At 57.9% G+C, this 15,204-nt stretch carries 14 protein-coding genes and 1 pseudogene; 10 read left to right on the top strand and 5 right to left on the bottom strand.

Features of this window, described 5'->3' with window-relative positions; genetic code table 11:
• The first annotated feature begins 11 nt into the window (after window positions 1-11).
• From CD175_RS02665 to CD175_RS02655, 3 genes are all read left to right on the top strand, one after another.
• The gene (locus CD175_RS02665) at window positions 12-1,490 is read left to right on the top strand and encodes an efflux transporter outer membrane subunit (RefSeq protein ID WP_104447556.1); all 1,479 of its coding nucleotides are present in this window, start codon (window positions 12-14) and stop codon (window positions 1,488-1,490) included.
• Window positions 1,491-1,513: 23 nt separating this feature from the next.
• The gene (locus tag CD175_RS02660) at window positions 1,514-2,464 is read left to right on the top strand and encodes an aldo/keto reductase (protein ID WP_104447555.1); all 951 of its coding nucleotides are present in this window, start codon (window positions 1,514-1,516) and stop codon (window positions 2,462-2,464) included.
• Window positions 2,465-2,528: 64 nt separating this feature from the next.
• Window positions 2,529-3,461: a LysR family transcriptional regulator gene (locus CD175_RS02655; RefSeq protein WP_104447554.1), complete on the top strand. Its 933-nt coding sequence runs from the start codon at window positions 2,529-2,531 to the stop codon at window positions 3,459-3,461.
• Between the two features lie 48 nt (window positions 3,462-3,509).
• On the opposite strand, the gene CD175_RS02650 is transcribed toward CD175_RS02655, so the two are convergent.
• Together CD175_RS02650 and CD175_RS02635 are read right to left on the bottom strand one after the other, a co-directional pair.
• Window positions 3,510-3,782: a DUF2790 domain-containing protein gene (locus CD175_RS02650; protein ID WP_104447553.1), complete on the bottom strand. Its 273-nt coding sequence runs from the start codon at window positions 3,780-3,782 to the stop codon at window positions 3,510-3,512.
• A gap of 1,066 nt (window positions 3,783-4,848) precedes the next feature.
• Window positions 4,849-5,289: an Lrp/AsnC family transcriptional regulator gene (locus CD175_RS02635; RefSeq protein ID WP_007975212.1), complete on the bottom strand. Its 441-nt coding sequence runs from the start codon at window positions 5,287-5,289 to the stop codon at window positions 4,849-4,851.
• Between the two features lie 139 nt (window positions 5,290-5,428).
• Between CD175_RS02635 and CD175_RS02630 the strand changes: the two genes are divergently transcribed.
• The 5 genes from CD175_RS02630 to CD175_RS02610 all read left to right on the top strand — a co-directional run bounded on the left by CD175_RS02630 (window position 5,429) and on the right by CD175_RS02610 (window position 11,569).
• Window positions 5,429-8,476, top strand: a complete 3,048-nt coding sequence (locus CD175_RS02630) for an aminotransferase class III-fold pyridoxal phosphate-dependent enzyme (RefSeq protein ID WP_104447550.1) — start codon at window positions 5,429-5,431, stop codon at window positions 8,474-8,476.
• 159 nt (window positions 8,477-8,635) lie between these two features.
• Window positions 8,636-9,424, top strand: a complete 789-nt coding sequence (locus CD175_RS02625) for an ABC transporter substrate-binding protein (RefSeq protein ID WP_104447549.1) — start codon at window positions 8,636-8,638, stop codon at window positions 9,422-9,424.
• Window positions 9,425-9,487: 63 nt separating this feature from the next.
• Window positions 9,488-10,135, top strand: a complete 648-nt coding sequence (locus CD175_RS02620) for an amino acid ABC transporter permease (RefSeq protein ID WP_104448064.1) — start codon at window positions 9,488-9,490, stop codon at window positions 10,133-10,135.
• Between the two features lie 10 nt (window positions 10,136-10,145).
• The gene (locus tag CD175_RS02615; protein ID WP_104447548.1) at window positions 10,146-10,805 is read left to right on the top strand and encodes an amino acid ABC transporter permease; all 660 of its coding nucleotides are present in this window, start codon (window positions 10,146-10,148) and stop codon (window positions 10,803-10,805) included.
• Window positions 10,802-11,569: an amino acid ABC transporter ATP-binding protein gene (locus CD175_RS02610; protein WP_007975219.1), complete on the top strand. Its 768-nt coding sequence runs from the start codon at window positions 10,802-10,804 to the stop codon at window positions 11,567-11,569. The genes CD175_RS02615 and CD175_RS02610 overlap by 4 nt, the downstream gene beginning before the upstream one ends.
• A gap of 248 nt (window positions 11,570-11,817) precedes the next feature.
• Here CD175_RS02610 and alr read toward each other — a convergent pair whose 3' ends face one another.
• Together alr and CD175_RS02600 are read right to left on the bottom strand one after the other, a co-directional pair.
• Entirely contained in the window at window positions 11,818-13,047 is a 1,230-nt protein-coding gene (alr, locus tag CD175_RS02605) for an alanine racemase (RefSeq protein ID WP_104447547.1), read from the bottom strand.
• 263 nt (window positions 13,048-13,310) lie between these two features.
• Window positions 13,311-13,736, bottom strand: coding sequence for an N-acetyltransferase (locus tag CD175_RS02600; protein WP_104447546.1), 426 nt, complete (start codon window positions 13,734-13,736; stop codon window positions 13,311-13,313).
• 127 nt (window positions 13,737-13,863) lie between these two features.
• Here CD175_RS02600 and CD175_RS31940 point away from each other — a divergent pair.
• Together CD175_RS31940 and CD175_RS31845 are read left to right on the top strand one after the other, a co-directional pair.
• Window positions 13,864-14,192: pseudogene (locus tag CD175_RS31940) on the top strand (aminotransferase class I/II-fold pyridoxal phosphate-dependent enzyme); the annotation flags it as partial.
• Window positions 14,193-14,286: 94 nt separating this feature from the next.
• Window positions 14,287-14,409, top strand: a complete 123-nt coding sequence (locus tag CD175_RS31845; protein WP_276309717.1) for a hypothetical protein — start codon at window positions 14,287-14,289, stop codon at window positions 14,407-14,409.
• A gap of 12 nt (window positions 14,410-14,421) precedes the next feature.
• Here the strand turns inward: CD175_RS31845 and CD175_RS02590 are convergent, their stop codons facing one another.
• Window positions 14,422-15,180, bottom strand: coding sequence for a DUF899 domain-containing protein (locus CD175_RS02590; protein WP_104447545.1), 759 nt, complete (start codon window positions 15,178-15,180; stop codon window positions 14,422-14,424).
• Window positions 15,181-15,204: the final 24 nt, after the last annotated feature.

Genomic DNA, 15,204 nt, shown 5'->3' with positions numbered 1-15,204 from the left:
GAGTTCGCCAAATGAAATCTTGTGCGCTGGTCATCACCCGATACTTGCTGCAAACGAAGATCGCGGCGTTGTCGCTGCTTTTCTTGCTGACGGCTTGCACCGTTGGCCCCGACTATCAAACACCGCCAGCGAGTACATCGCAGCACTATGACCCACAGGCCGAGCATCGTCTTGCCCAGGGTGCCGATCCACGCATCGACTTCGGCAAGAAGGTCAGTGGCGATTGGTGGTCTGCCTTTCGCTCGCGCAAACTCGACCAGGTGGTGCGTCGTGCCATCGACGGCAACCTGGACCTGGTGGCCGCCGACGCAACGATCCGCCAGGCCGCTTCGTCTGTCGCGGCGGCGCAGGGTGCGCTTTATCCGCAGGTCGATTTCGCTGCCGTGGCCGGTCGTCAGCGGCTGCACAACGCCAAAGAGCCCTCGATCGCCAACTTCTATGCGATTGGCCCGCGGGTGGGGTTCGACCTTGATGTGTTCGGCGGCAACCAGCGTCTGATTGAGCAGCAGCAGGCGTTTGCCGAGCTGCAAAAACACCGCTACGAAGCGGCGTACCTGACATTGACCGGCAACGTTGCCAGCCAGGCCTTGCTGTTGGCCTCGGCCAACGCGCAGATGCAAGCCGTGGAAAAACTGCTCGCCAACGATGCGAAAAACCTTGAGCTGGTGCGCATGGCACACTTCAACGGCAGCACCACGCAGATCGATGTGTCGCTGGCCGAGACCCGGCTCGCCCAGGACCGCACGCTGTTGCCGCCTCTCGCTCAGCAGCGCGATGCGGCACGCCATGCGCTGTCGATTTTGGCGGGGAAGGGGCCGGCGGACTGGATCGCTCCCGACTTCGACTTGAGCGAGTTCGCCCTGCCGTCGAACCTGCCGGTGAGCCTGCCTTCGGAAATGGCCCACGACCGCCCGGATGTGCTGCAGGCCGAGGCGCAACTGCACATGGCCAGCGCGGCAGTGGGCGTGGCGACGGCGAACCGCTATCCCCACGTCACGTTGTCGGCGTCCCTGGCGCAGGCGGCGTCGGGCAATGGCGGCGCGGCACTCTGGGGTTTCGCTGCCGGGCTGGCCGGGCCGATCTTCGATGGCGGCACGCTCAAGGCACAGCAGCAGGCCGCCGTCGACGGCTACAAGGCGACGCTCGCCGGATACCAACAGACGGTCATCAACTCGTTCGGCCAGGTCGCCGACACCTTGCAGGCGATCAACCATGACGCTGAAGAACACCTGGCCCAGACCGACGCCTTGCGCGCGGCCGAAACCAGTCTGCAGCTGAACCAGCAAGCCTTTGCGCAAGGCGAGAACAGCATCCTCCAGGTCCTGGAAGCGGAGCGTGCCTATGAGCAGGCACTGCTGGGACAGATCCGCGTGAATACCGCGCAGTACCTCGACACCGTGCAGCTGTTTGTTGCCCTGGGCGGTAACGCTGTCGGCACCTTCGAGCAACGCGTTGCCTCTGGCGACGGGCAGACACCTTCGTATCAATAATGGCTGCGGCCTGGAGTAGACACATGACCTATGAAGCCTTTCACGACGGACTGCGCGATACCCGGTTTGCGCTCAACCATGGAGCGGTCGAGATGCCGGCGGTTGGATTCGGGACCTTGTTCCGTGATCTCGCCACCACGACTGAAGCCGTGAAGGGAGCGCTGGCCGCCGGTTTCCGCCATTTCGATTGCGCCGAGCGTTATCGTAACGAAGCCCAGGTCGGTGTGGCGCTGACGCAGGTGCTGGCCGCCGGCAAAGTCCGCCGCGAGGACCTGTTCATCACCACCAAGCTGTGGAATACCAACCACCGTCCCGAGCGCGTCGAGCCCGCGTTCGCCGCCAGTTGCCAACGCCTGCAAGTGGACTACATCGACTGCTACCTGATCCACACGCCGTTTGCCTTTCAACCCGGCGACAACCAGGACCCGAGGGACGCGCTGGGCAACGTCATCTACGACACCGGCGTGACGCTGATCGAAACCTGGCGGGCGCTCGAGCGCCTGGTGGATGAGGGGCGGGCGAGGTCCATCGGGGTGTCGGATATCACGCTGGAGGCGCTGAAGGCGCTGGTCGCCGTCGCCCGGATCAAACCCGCCGTGGTGCAGGTCGAGTCCCACCCTTATTTGCCGGAGTGGGAACTGCTTGAGTTCTGCAAGGCGCACGGGATTATCGTGCTGGCGTTTGCGCCATTGGGACATGGCATGCAGCCCAATGTGCTGGCAGACCCGGTGCTCACCGGCATCGCCCGGCGTGTGCAGAAAACCCCGGCCCAGGTCGCGCTGGCCTGGTCGGTGCAACGCGGGGTGGCGTTCCTGACCACCTCGGCAACGCCGAGCCATATCCGGGAAAACATCGATATCTCGACTTTGCCGCTCAGGGCCATGATCGAGATTCAACAAGACATCACAACCCGTATACGCTTCAACTCGGTGGTTGAAACCGGTGTTCCCGGATTCATTGCGCGCAAGCCGTAGTGCCTGAGATCAGGGCGGTGCGTCACGGGACCGTCCTGTCTGCCTATCCCTGGAGGTGAAACCAATGGATGTTTTTCAGACCCTGCGCTGTTTCGCGGCGGTGGCCCAAAGCGGCAGCTTCACCGCGGCGGCCGCGATGTTGGAAACCACCACGACCAACGTATCAAAAGCCGTTTCCAGCCTGGAGGCCAGGCTGCAGACGCGCTTGATCAACCGCACCACCCGGCGCCTGGCATTGACCGAAGCCGGTGTGCGCTATTTGCAGCGCTGCGAGCGGATCCTGGAGGACCTGCGTGAGGCCGATGCAGAGGCGGGCACGGCCCAGGTCATGCCCGCAGGCCGACTGAAAATCCACGCCATGTCCGCCATCGGCAACCACTACGTGATCGGCGCCATCGCCCGCTACCGGCAAACCTGGCCTTCGGTGTTGTTTGACCTGACCGTGACCAATCGCCTGCCGGATTTGCTCGAGGAGGGCTATGACATGTCGATCGTGCTGGCGCGGGACCTGCCCGATTCCGGCTTTGTCGCCCAGCGGCTGGGCATCACCTACAGCATTCTCTGCGCCTCGCCCGAGTACCTGAGCCAACGCGGGATTCCCGAGTCGCCGGGTGAACTCGCCGGCCATGATTGCCTGCGAATCGTCAACACGGTCATGCCGGCCGAGAACTGGGTATTTGAAGGCCCGCAGGGGACAGAGACATTCAGCACGCCGGTGTCGCCCTTTCACGTCAACACGGCTGACGCCATGACCTTCGCGATCAAGAACGGGATGGGGATTGGCATTCAACCGATTGCATCGGCCGTCGAGGGCCTGCGGGCGGGGACGTTGGTGCGCGTATTGCCGGCGTATCGGCTTGAAGAGTTGAACCTGTTTGCGATCTACCCGTCACGCAAGTTCGTGGATGCAAAAATAAAAACCTGGGTGGAATTTCTCAAGCATTCCATTCCGGGGTTGCTGGCGTCTGATGAAAAAATTGTCGGTGCATCGGTGTAGCTGGCGCTGTACGCATGGAGTGTCGACCCTCCATCGTCCATACAGTGCTCACCCGTTCGAGCAGCCGGTGCCCATCACTTGATATTCGACGGTACGGCGTTGGCCCCGGGAATCTTCATAGGTCATGCGCGCCGGCACCGGTCCGCATTCATTGGCGATTTCCGATACTTCGATGACGCGTTTGATATCAAGCCGGGTGCCGTAGGTGTAGGTTTCAACTGGCGGTTGGCTGGCGGCAGCAGTCGAGTGGCTGTCGTCTGCAAAGGCTTGGGTGCCGGCGCTGGCGAGCGCAAGCAAGAGTGCGATGTTCAACATTTTCATGATCTTTACCTCGTGGTTTAAGCGTTATCCCGGGGATTATTCATTTGGGTGGAGTCGATGTTAGGCGTTTGGCAGGGGCGCAAAAATCGCTCGGCGGGATAAACACTGTTGCCGGATTGATCATGAATCGAGGGGACTTTCGGCGTGGACACAATCCTCTGTAGGAGCTGGCTTGCCAGCGATGGACGTTAACGAAAACGCGTGTGAACTGGATGAACGCGGCGTACTGGAGTCCATCGCCAGCAAGCTGGCTCCTACAGTGTTGGTACGGTCCCTTGTAGGAGCTGGCTTGCCAGCGATGGTCGTTAACGATACCGCGTGTGAACTGGATAAACGCGGCGTACTGGAGTTCATCGCCAGCAAGCCGGCTCCTACAGTTTGTTTCAGCGTGGGCGCGGTCCCTTGTGGGAGCTGGCTTGCCAGCGATGGTCGTTAACGATAACGCGTGCGAACTGAATGAACGCGGGGCACTGGAGTCCATCGCCAGCAGGCTGGCTCCTACAGTTTCAGCGTGGGCAGGGCCCCTTGTAGGAGCTGGCTTGCCAGCGATGGTCGTTAACGAAAACGCGTGTGAACTGGATGAACGCGGCGCACTGGAGTCCATCGTCAGCAAGCTGGCTCCTACAGTTTCAGCGTGGGCATGGTCCATTGTAGGAGCTGGCTTGCCAGCGATGGTCGTTAACGATAACGCGTGTGAACGGGATGAACGCGGCGCACTGGAGTCCATCGCCAGCAGGCTGGCTCCTACAGTTTTAGCGTGGGCGCGGTCCCTTGTGGGAGCTGGCTTGCCAGCGATGGTCGTTAACGATAACGCGTGTGAACTGGATAAACGCGGCGCACTTGAGTCCATCGCCAGCAGGCTGGCTCCTACAGTTTCAGCGTGGGCGCGGTCCCTTGTGGGAGCTGGCTTGCCAGCGATGGACGTTAACGATAGCGCGTGTGAACTGGATGAACGCGGCGTACTGGAGTCCATCGCCAGCAAGCCGGCTCCTACAGTTCCCGGGGATTGCGTGAAGGGTCTGAGCAGGAGGGGGGAGCTGGTCTCAGTCTTCTCCCTCCAGGCAAATCAGGAACTCTGCCGATCAATATCGCGCCGCAGAACGACGGCGGTGGTGATGTCTTCAACGTAATCGTGACTGGCGACGGCATCTCTGACCCGGTTCAGGTCATCGATGGTTCGCGATTCGATCTCGATGACCAGGTCGAGTTGGCCACTGACCGAGGACACGCGACGGACCTGCGAGTTTTGTGCAAGTAGATCGAGCAGGCCCATTGCAGGCGTGCGCTTGAGGCAGACCAGCAGGATTGCGCGAATCACGTTGGCGTCGATTTCACCGATATCAGCGCGGTAGCCTCTGATCACGCCATTGCGTTCAAGGTTGATGACCCGTTCGCTGGTAGCGCTTCTTGAGAGCCCGATTCTCGCTGCCAAAGCCTTCAGGGCAATCCGGGCTTCCTTGGAAAGAATTTCGAGTATTTCGCGATCTTTCGTGTCCAGGTCGCGCATCAGAACTCCCTAATTTTGCTGCCGAAATTGTGCCGGTCGATTCCGGCAATATGCAGGCGCAAGCCGACCGTATACCTACTGCCGTCCCAGGCGTTGCGTGCCAAGCTATCTGAAAAAAATGGCTTGGAAAACAACTACCATGACAAATCTTTCCCATCCTGCCCCCCAGTTCTCGACCGGGGATGCCGAAAAACTCAGTGAGCAGCTTTTCAACGTTATTGGTACGGCCACGCCTCTGGATGGCGAGCGCGACCGCAACTACCGGTTGAATACCGGAACCGATGCGGGATGGATTCTGAAGGTCGTCAATTCGACTGAACCGCGCGTTGAAAGCGAGTTTCAGACGGCCATTCTCAGCCATCTCGCCACTCACAATCCCGAGCTTACCGTGCCTTTTCTGAAGAAAAGCCTTGCCGGTGAATACCTCGCCACTGCGGTAGCGCCCTCGGGCGAAACCCATGCGGTGCGCCTGGTGAGCTGGTTGCACGGAACGCCGCTGGCCGAGGTCAAGCGTACCTTCGAATTGATGCGCAGCCTTGGCCAATCGTTCGGTGAAATTGATCGCGCACTTCAGGGCTTCATACATCCCGGTGCGGTACGTGATATCGACTGGGATTTGCGTCACGCCGCACGTTCGCGATCGCGCCTGCACTTCGTCAAGGATCCTGGCAGAAGGGCCATTCTGGAACGCTTCATTGAAAGCTTCGAACAAAACGTCCAACCGAAGCTTTCGCGTCTGCGTGCGCAAGTCATTCACAATGACGGCAATGACTGGAACATCCTCGTCGACTCCCGCAATCATCAGAACGTCTCGGGCGTCATCGATTTCGGCGATGCGGTCCATACGATCCTGATTGCCGAAGTTGCCATTACCTGCGCCTATTCCATTCTCGACACGGAAGATCCAATCGGCGCGGCCGCCGCCCTCACTGCCGGTTTCCACGAGAAGTACCCTTTGCAGCCGGAGGAGCTTGACGTCCTCTTCAATCTCATTGCGATGCGCCTGGTCACCAGCGTCACCTTATCGGCCTCGCGATGCGACCGTACGCAAGACAATCCTTACCTTGGCATCAGCGAAGCGCCGGCCTGGCGCCTGCTGGAAAGGATGGATCGCATGAACCCCCGACTGGCGACGGCGATCCTGCGCAAAGCCTGTGGTTTTGACGCGATCGAAGGCGCGGGTGCGGTTCGCCGCTGGGTGGCTGAAAACAGCAAGTCCTTCGCCGATATTGTGCGTCCATCGGCTGCGACCATGAACAAGGTGATTGCCCCGTTCGGCGATGCTTCGCATGTGATGACCATCGCTTCAGCCGAGCAGCGTCCAGCGCAGGCAACGAAGTGGTGGAGTGATTTTTCTGCCGAGCACAAGGTGCCGCTCGGCATCGGGCCATGGGGTGAGGAAAGAACCATCTACACCGACACGGCGTTTGAGTCCCGGTTCATTGAAGGACAGCGCCGGATCATTCACGTCGGTGTCGACTTGATCATGCCCGCTGGAACGCCTCTCTATACGCCTGTTGCCGGTGTGGTGCAGAGCGTCGAGGTCGAGCATGAGCCGTTGGGTTATGGCGGCTTGATCATGCTCAAGCACTCGCCTGAAGGTTGCCCGCCATTCCTGACGCTGTGGGGACACATGGCGCATGAAGCCTTGGCGCGGCTCAAGCCCGGTGACCGACTGGAGGCTGGCGCGCTGGTGGGATACATGGGGGCTGATACGGAAAATGGCGGGTGGATTCCCCATGTGCATTTTCAGATGTCAACTGACACCGGGTTGAAAGCTGGTGAGTTCATCGGCGTAGGTGAGCGGGCTTATCTTGAGGTATGGGCGGACCTGTTCCCCGATGCATCGATTCTCGCGGGGATTCCTGCGGAAACCTACAGCCAGGACGGACGCACCAAGGCAGAGCTTGTGGCCAAGCGCAAGGAGCTGTTGCTGCCAAACCTGTCGATCTCCTATTCGGATCCGATCAAGTTCGTTCGCGGTGACGGGGTCTGGTTGATCGATAACTTTGGCAGGGCGTATCTGGACTGCTTCAATAACGTCTGCCATCTCGGCCACTCTCATCCGGACGTGGTGCAGGCGCTTTCCCGCCAGGCCTCACGCCTGAACACCAACACGCGCTACCTGCACGACAATATCGTCGAGTATGCAGAGCGGCTCACCGCCACTTTGCCTGAAGGTCTGACGGTAGCTTCCTTCGGTTGTTCAGGAAGTGAAGCAAACAGCCTCATGCTGCGTATGGCGCGCAATCACACCGGACGAAACGATGCGATCGTGCTGGATTGGGCTTACCACGGCACGACACAGGAACTGATCGACCTGAGCCCCTACAAATACAAGCGTAAAGCCGGTAAAGGGCGTGCAGACCATGTGTTTGAGGCAGCCGTCCCGGATGCCTACCGTGGCATGGATCACTGGGCGTTCGAGGAACTTGGCAAGCGTTACGCCGAGAGCGTGGCGGATCAGATCGAGCTCATGCGCAAGCAGGGCAGAGCGCCGGCGTTCTTCTTGGCGGAGTCCATTCCAAGTGTCGCCGGGCAACTGTTCTTCCCGGAAAACTACTTGAAAGAAGTTTATGCAATGGTGCGTGCGGAGGGTGGTCTTTGCCTGGCTGACGAAGTCCAGGTCGGCTTTGGTCGTGTAGGCAGCCACTGGTGGGCTTTTGAAACCCAGGGTGTGGTTCCCGATGCCGTGTCCATGGGCAAACCCATTGGCAACGGCCATCCCATGTCGGCGGTGGTGACCACGCGAGAAATTGCCGACAGCTTCAACAATGGCATGGAGTACTTCAATACCTTTGCCGGCAGCCCGGTTTCATGTGCTGTAGGGCTCTCGGTACTCGATGTGATCGAGCGCGATAACTTGAAACTCAACGCACTGACCATTGGCAACTATCTGCTCGATGGCTTCCGTAAATTGCAGCAGCGCTACGATGCAATAGGCGATGTGCGCGGGCAGGGTCTTTTTCTCGGGATAGAACTTGTCACGGATCGCAAGACCAAAGTTCCGGCCACGCAGTTGGCCAAACAAGTAGCCGATGGCGCCAGGGAGCGGGGTATTTTGATCGGTACTGAAGGCCCCCATGACAATGTCCTGAAGATGCGCCCATCGATGATCTTCAGTCAGGCAAATGCTGACTTTCTGCTCGAGGTCCTGGACGAAAGTTTCAAGGCCGCACTGCGCTGACCTGGCGGGCCCGACATAGTGTCGGCCAACTCCGGCAATGTGTCAGGCAGGCTGACACCTTGCCGGGTGCTTTCCAGAAGTGCCTATGCAAGACTTTTCATGAAGGCCGGGTGAATAACCCCAAGAAAATAATAAACAATTCTTCCAAGGTGCCATCCAATGCTAACCAAAAAGCTCAAGGGTTTGATTGTCGCTTCTACCGTGGCGGCAGCGGCGCTACTTTCCACTTCAGTTGTTCATGCTGATGATTTGAAGTCGATCCAGGATTCCAAGGAAATCCGTATCGCAATGAGCGGTCAATACTCTCCTTTCAGCTTTGCCAACGAGCAGAACCAGATTGTCGGATTCGACGCTTCCATCAGCGAGGCGCTGGCTGAGCGCATGGGAGTAAAAGTGAAGATCATTACCACGCCGTTCGACGGGATCATTGCAGGTCTTCTGGCGAAAAAATATGACGCCATTATCGCTTCCATGACCATTACCCCGGAACGGCAGAAGGCCGTGGATTTCGTCGGGCCCTATTACCATGCCGGCCGCACGATCGTAGTGAAGGAAGATTCTTCGATCAAAAGCCTCGATGATCTCAAGGATGTGTCTGTCGGCGTGACCCTCGGCGACGCTCACGATAAATGGGCCAGGGCCCGCGGCAACCTGAAGGTCAGAACGTACAAGGGTCTTCCGGAAATGCTGGTCGATCTGGAGGCCGGGCGTATCGATGCGATAGTGATGGACAGTGTTCCGGTGCTGGTCGCCGTCAAGGAAACAGGGCAGAAAGTGCGCATCATTGCTCCCCCGGATAGCGATGGCGGCATCGAAGGCATGGGCATTGCCCTGCGCAAGAACAACCCCGAACTCAAGGCGACCCTGCAGAAGGCGCTTGAAGACATGCTCGCTGACGGCACCTACGAAAAGATCTCAATGAAGTGGATTGGCAACGATATCCGCTGATTGCTGTTCAGCATGGCTCGACTTGTCGTCGGGCCAGTCAATCCGACTTTTCCGAGCGTGCTCATGGATCTGACTCTCATACAACGCACATTCCCGTTTTTCCTGGAGGCGGCCTGGATTACGGTGCAGATCTCTGTACTTGCTCTGGTGCTTGGGTTTCTGGTCGCAATCGTGCTCGTGGCTGGCCGGTTGTCCACTGTTCTCGCCTTTCGATGCCTTGCAAGGCTCTACATCAGCGTTTTTCGCGGCACTCCCTGCCTGGTTCAACTGTTCATCATCTACTTTGGCGGGCCGCAGATAGGACTTGAACTGGAGCCGTTTGCGGCAGGCGTAATCGGCCTGGGCCTGAACATCGCGGCTTACATGGCCGAATCCATTCGTGGCGCTATCAGCAACGTTGACCCTGGCCAGGAGGAGGCGGCACGTTCGATTGGTTTCGGGCGCGGCCAGACCTTATGGTTTATCACGCTGCCACAAGCTGCGAAGTTGATGATAAGACCGCTGGGTGTGAACGCCGTGGCTCTTATCAAAGGTTCTGCACTGGTATCAACGATCTCTGTGGTTGAACTTTCATATACGGCGCAACGCTTTATCAGTTCAACGTACAAGCCTTTTGAGATTTTCATGGTGTCTGCACTGCTTTACATCGTGATGGTCTACTCGGTCAGATTCATTATTGACTATCTCGATAATCGCTTCGCGGCAAGGTGAGAGCATTCATATGCAAAGCCTGGATCTTAGTATAGTTACACCTTATTCCGAGCTGCTTGCGACCGGTCTTTGGTGGACGGTCGTGATGTTTGTAAGTTCCAGCCTATTGAGTTTGATGGCAGGGGTAGCCTTTGCACTCATCGTTCTTTATGCGCCCAGGATTTTGGCGCTGCCCGTGCGTTTTATTACGTGGTTGCTCATGGGGACGCCACTGCTTCTTCAGTTGTACTTGATTTATTATGGTCTTGTGCAAGTGGGAATCGATATTCCCGCGCTGGTGGCTGGCATCATTGGTCTTAGTTTGCACTTTGCCGTCTACAACGCCGACGTTATTCGTGCCGGGTTGGTGTCAGTCGACCCGGGTCAGATTGAAGGTGCCCGCTCCATTGGTCTCAGCCGTGGACAGACCCAGCGTTACGTCATTGTGCCGCAGGCACTTCGCAGGACCATTGCGCCGCTGGGAAATAACCTGATTGTTCTTTTAAAAGACACTTCTCTGGTTTCCATCATCGGTATTGCGGAGTTGGTGTATAGCGCGCAGCTTGCCGTGAGTGAGACCTATAGCCCGTTTGAGTTTTATCTGACTGTTGCGGTTATTTATTATGCAGCCAATCTTGTTCTCGAAGCCGGCCTGCATCTTCTCGAAAACAAGGTAGAGATGTCACGATGACCAGAAAAGAATTCATGGTTGAGGTGAAGGGCGCTCGCAAGGCTTACGGAGCACTTGAAGTACTCAAGGGCATCGATCTTTCGGTATCTCGCGGACAGATCGTCGCCATCATCGGCCCAAGCGGATCTGGCAAAAGCACGCTTCTGCGGTCAATCAACCACCTGGAAGTGCTTGACGATGGCGAGATCTGGTTAGAGGGCGAGCAAGTCAATCGGCCATTGAAAGGTCGTGCGTTCGAACAGCATATAAACGCTGTGCGGCAGCAGATGGGCATGGTGTTCCAACACTTCAATCTGTTTCCGCACTTGACCGTGTGTGAAAACATTGCGCTTGGCCCGATAAAACTCAAGGGGGTTACGAAGAAGGCATCTCGTGAGTTGGCAATGGAATATTTGTCAAAAGTTGGATTGGCCAACAAAGTCGACGAGTATCCTTCTCGCCTGTCTGGCGGTCAGAAGCAGCGCGTTGCCATAGCAAGGGCACTGGCGATGCAGCCAAAAGTCATGCTGTTCGATGAGGCTACATCGGCACTGGACCCGGAGCTCGTCGAAGAGGTCAACCTGGTCATGAAGCAACTCGCTGCGGAGCACATGACCATGTTGATCGTCACTCATGAAATGCGCTTTGCCGGCGAAGTTGCAGACCGGATTGTCTTTATGGACGGCGGGGTTGTAGTCGAGGAAGGGGCACCGCAAGAGATCCTGCAAAACCCTGTCCATGAACGAACCCGGTCATTCTTGAAAAAGCATTTGCACGATAGGTAAGGTGCGCTTTCGCCTCTGAACGCCGAGGTCAGGCGAAATCAAACGCCATGGCGCAGTAGTGAGTATTTCAGGCGACTGTGCCGTCACCGGCGATACGTTGAGTCAGCGCGGAAAAAACATAATGGTCACCTTCCGACAAGAGAATGCGACCTCTCTCCTGTCGGTCCCTGCCATACATTTGAGTTTTTCCGCGCTTGGCAAAACTGTGCCCGAATGAGCGCGCCCGGTAATTTACGATGGTGGTGGGATTACTTCTCGACCAGTATTTTCGGGTTGGCACTGCCCCAGACGGTGTAGAGGTCGGCCAGAAGCGCGCCGTTGATCTCTTCGACTTCAGCCTGGCTGACTTCGTTTGTGCCTTGCTTGCCAAACAGAACTACTTCATCACCTGCCTTGACGTCAGGTGCATCCGAGACATCGACCATCACGGTGTTCATCGAAACCTTGCCCACCACCGGCACGCGATGCCCATTGATCAATACCACGCCTTTATTGGTGAACACGCGGCGATACCCATCGGAGTAACCGACCGTGATGTTCGCGAGTTTCGAATCACGTGTCAGGGTGAAGGTGCGGTCGTAACCCACTGTGTTTCCAGCGGGATAGTCATTGACCGAGGCCACATGCGACTTGAATTGCATTACGCGCCGATATTCAGTGCGCGAAATGACGGTATCGCCAAACAACGCGCCGCCCGTGCGCACCATGTCCAGGCGCGATTCGGGTACTTCCAGGGTGGCGAAGGAGTTGGCCGCGTGCAGGGTTATTTTCTTGCGATCGAGCTGGGCCACGTCCATCAGCCAGGCCGCTTGTTCGTTGAAGGTTGCCAGGCCCTTGCGTACGTCGTCCTTATCCTCCACCGCGAAGTGGGTCATGATTGCGACCACTTCCAGATTCGGTACCTTTGTGATTGCCACGGCGTCTTTCTTGCCCTGTTCGGTGGCTATTTCCACGCCGTTACGGCTCATGCCGCTTGAGTTGAGGCCGATGTGCACCTGCAGTTTGCGACCGTGCTTATGTGCAAGATCGGCCGCCTGGCGGGCGAAATCGAGGTTGCCAACCAGTTCCTCGATGTTGTACTGCAGAGCATTTTCCAGCTCCCCCAGGGAAGCGGTGCGAACACGGATCAACTGGCCTTTAAAGCCGCTTTCGCGAACCACTCGCGCCTCTTCGTTACTGGCGACCGCCACGCAGGGTACACCGAGCGCGATCACCGAAGGCATCACCAACCCGATACCATGGCCATAAGCGTCGGCTTTCAGTACCGCACAGAGTTTCGACTTGCCGGCCAGCTCCGCTTGCAGGGTTCGGATATTGTGCTCTAACGCGGTCTTGTTGATTTCAATCCAGGCATTACTGATTTGCGCAGTCAGCTCGGAGTTGCCGTTAGTAAGCGACAGCGGCGGCGCCGCCTGGGCCTGACTCTGCAAAAAAAACAGGCCGAGGGACAACGCTAGAGCAGTACGAGTAAAGGGCATTTTAAACTCTCCATGTAATCGGTCTTTTTATTATTCCGATGCCGATTATTGGAAGGCGATGTAAGTTGCCGTTGTAAGCCGCGTTCGAAGATGTAAAAACATGTAAGGAATTTGTTCGCGGCCGTTGTGGGTGCCGGTGTCTGCAATGTGCAAGTCGGGGATCGCGTCGCCCTCTTAACGACACAGGATCAGTTGGGCAGACGCTTGGGCTGAAGCGAGCGCGACCTGTGGTTTGCCTTTCGCTTGTAGCTACATGAGTCAGATCAGGCGACCCAGCGCATCACCTTCTCAAGGTGGCCAGTGTGCGCGTCCAGTTGTTCATTGAGAGCTATAAAGCCCTGCTTCTCATAAAAATGGATAGCAGGCACATTCGCCGAATACACAGTCAGCTGTAGAGTTGACTGGGATGCCATGGCGTCCGCGAGAAGCTGCGTACCTATACCGTCCCTCTGACGTTCAGGCGATACGAATAGCGCCGCAAGTGTGTCTGCATATACAGAGCAGAATCCTACTACCGTCCCGTCTGCCTCAAACACTCGGGACATGGCGCCGGGTAGGTAGACCTCACGCATAGCATCAAGCTGGCTACGCCAGAATTCGGGGGCTATGAAGTGATGTGCCTGGATTGACGCTCGTAGCCAAATGTCCAATACAGGCTCCAGGTCAACGTTTCGAAAGTCGCGGATCATGAGGCCTCAACGATTGAGTCAGGAAGAAAACATTGTGCCATATGCGTGCTCCGCGCAAAGGTCCTCCGTTTGCAGATCTACCGGGCACTGATTCTGATCAAACAGCAATACATGGGGCTGGAACTGTGACTGCCAACGCCGCGTGCTCTACACCGGTACCTTCAGCAAGGTGCTGTTTCCAGGCCTTCGCTTGGCTGATCTGGTGGTGCCAGACGAGCAGAACGACGCATTCGCCCGTCAGGCGGGTCGTCTGCCTAACTACTGCCCGCAACTCCTTCAGGCGACCGTCACAGCTTTCCTCTACGAGGGGCACTTCGCGCGGCATTTAAAAAAATGCGAAACCTCTACGCGCGCCGCCGTCAGTGGCTGGTTGATGCGCTGCACCAACAATTCGGCGTACGTCTACTGATCAACCCTGAGGCGGGGGGCATGCACCTGGTCGCGGGCCTTCACGAACATCGCCAGTGCCGATCAGGCATCGACGGTGGCGCTTCAATTGGCCCAAATCATCTAGGGCTGTGAGATTTTCGGTCGCTTCCTCGGCGACTTTGTGCCGTGCTACACCCTGGACCGTGCCGAGGAGTGGCAGGAATGGGCGACCCGACGCCGGGTCTCGCAGACCAAACCTGCGCTGGTGGACAAGCTGGCGGACGTCTTCATCGGCGGTCAGTGACAGCGCCGGCGCTCACCGGTACTCATCATGCCGACGCCACCAGGGCCCCGTTTCATTACGTCCCCTGGGCGCGCGGTCGAGCCATTGGTACATGCTCCACAACCCGTCCAGGCCCCGCGCGTAGGTGGAGTAGGTGTGATAGATCTCGCCATCCTCCAGCACAAAGGTACTCAGCCCTGGCCGGTCGCGAGTATAGGTCGGCGCGTCGGTGCCACAGGTCGCGGCGAACTGTTTCACCGGTTCCGGTATTTCACTGGCGTCCATGGCATGGCCGCCGCGCTGGTAGTTGTATTCGACCAGGCCTTCGCGCTGCTGCGCTTCGGTGAAGTAGACATTGAAGTCGGCGGTGAAATCGCTGTCGGCGGCCGAGGCCCAAGGGAAGGTCCAGCCCATCCGACGCTTGTAGGCCTGCAGTTTCGCCAACGGTGCGCGGGATATCGCCATCAAGGTTACGTCGTGATTGGCCAGGTGGATGACCACGGGGTTGAAGCCATCGGCAATGGCTGAGCAGGAAGGGCAGCCGGCCGTGTAGTCGGGACCGAACATGAAGTGATAGACCAGCAGTTGCGAGCGCCCTTGAAAGAGTTCGGCCAGGGTTGCGCTACCGTTGTCGGTAGCGAAACGGTACGTCTTGTCGAGGCGAACCCACGGCAAGGCCTGGCGTTGCCTGGCCACTTCATCGCTGCGTCGGGTCAGGGCCTTTTCCGCTTCGAGCAGTTGCAGGCGCGCCGCCAGCCATTGGTCCCGGGTCGCGGTATTGTGCGTGTTCATCGCTGTACGCTCCTGGTGAAAGGT

This window comes from Pseudomonas laurylsulfatiphila (genome assembly GCF_002934665.1).
GTDB lineage: Bacteria > Pseudomonadota > Gammaproteobacteria > Pseudomonadales > Pseudomonadaceae > Aquipseudomonas > Aquipseudomonas laurylsulfatiphila.
This window is presented reverse-complemented; position numbering and strand designations above follow the sequence as displayed.

What these genes read in the sequence shown, in the direction of transcription:
- CD175_RS02630 (WP_104447550.1), top strand. Translation starts at nt 5,429, where the DNA reads ATGACAAATCTTTCCCATCCTGCCCCCCAGTTCTCGACCGGGGATGCC.
- CD175_RS02590 (WP_104447545.1), bottom strand. Translation starts at nt 15,180, where the DNA reads ATGAACACGCACAATACCGCGACCCGGGACCAATGGCTGGCGGCGCGC.
- CD175_RS02635 (WP_007975212.1), bottom strand. Translation starts at nt 5,289, where the DNA reads ATGCGCGACCTGGACACGAAAGATCGCGAAATACTCGAAATTCTTTCC.
- CD175_RS02650 (WP_104447553.1), bottom strand. Translation starts at nt 3,782, where the DNA reads ATGAAAATGTTGAACATCGCACTCTTGCTTGCGCTCGCCAGCGCCGGC.
- CD175_RS02625 (WP_104447549.1), top strand. Translation starts at nt 8,636, where the DNA reads ATGCTAACCAAAAAGCTCAAGGGTTTGATTGTCGCTTCTACCGTGGCG.
- CD175_RS02615 (WP_104447548.1), top strand. Translation starts at nt 10,146, where the DNA reads ATGCAAAGCCTGGATCTTAGTATAGTTACACCTTATTCCGAGCTGCTT.
- alr (WP_104447547.1), bottom strand. Translation starts at nt 13,047, where the DNA reads ATGCCCTTTACTCGTACTGCTCTAGCGTTGTCCCTCGGCCTGTTTTTT.
- CD175_RS02600 (WP_104447546.1), bottom strand. Translation starts at nt 13,736, where the DNA reads ATGATCCGCGACTTTCGAAACGTTGACCTGGAGCCTGTATTGGACATT.
- CD175_RS02620 (WP_104448064.1), top strand. Translation starts at nt 9,488, where the DNA reads ATGGATCTGACTCTCATACAACGCACATTCCCGTTTTTCCTGGAGGCG.
- CD175_RS02660 (WP_104447555.1), top strand. Translation starts at nt 1,514, where the DNA reads ATGACCTATGAAGCCTTTCACGACGGACTGCGCGATACCCGGTTTGCG.
- CD175_RS02610 (WP_007975219.1), top strand. Translation starts at nt 10,802, where the DNA reads ATGACCAGAAAAGAATTCATGGTTGAGGTGAAGGGCGCTCGCAAGGCT.
- CD175_RS02665 (WP_104447556.1), top strand. Translation starts at nt 12, where the DNA reads ATGAAATCTTGTGCGCTGGTCATCACCCGATACTTGCTGCAAACGAAG.
- CD175_RS02655 (WP_104447554.1), top strand. Translation starts at nt 2,529, where the DNA reads ATGGATGTTTTTCAGACCCTGCGCTGTTTCGCGGCGGTGGCCCAAAGC.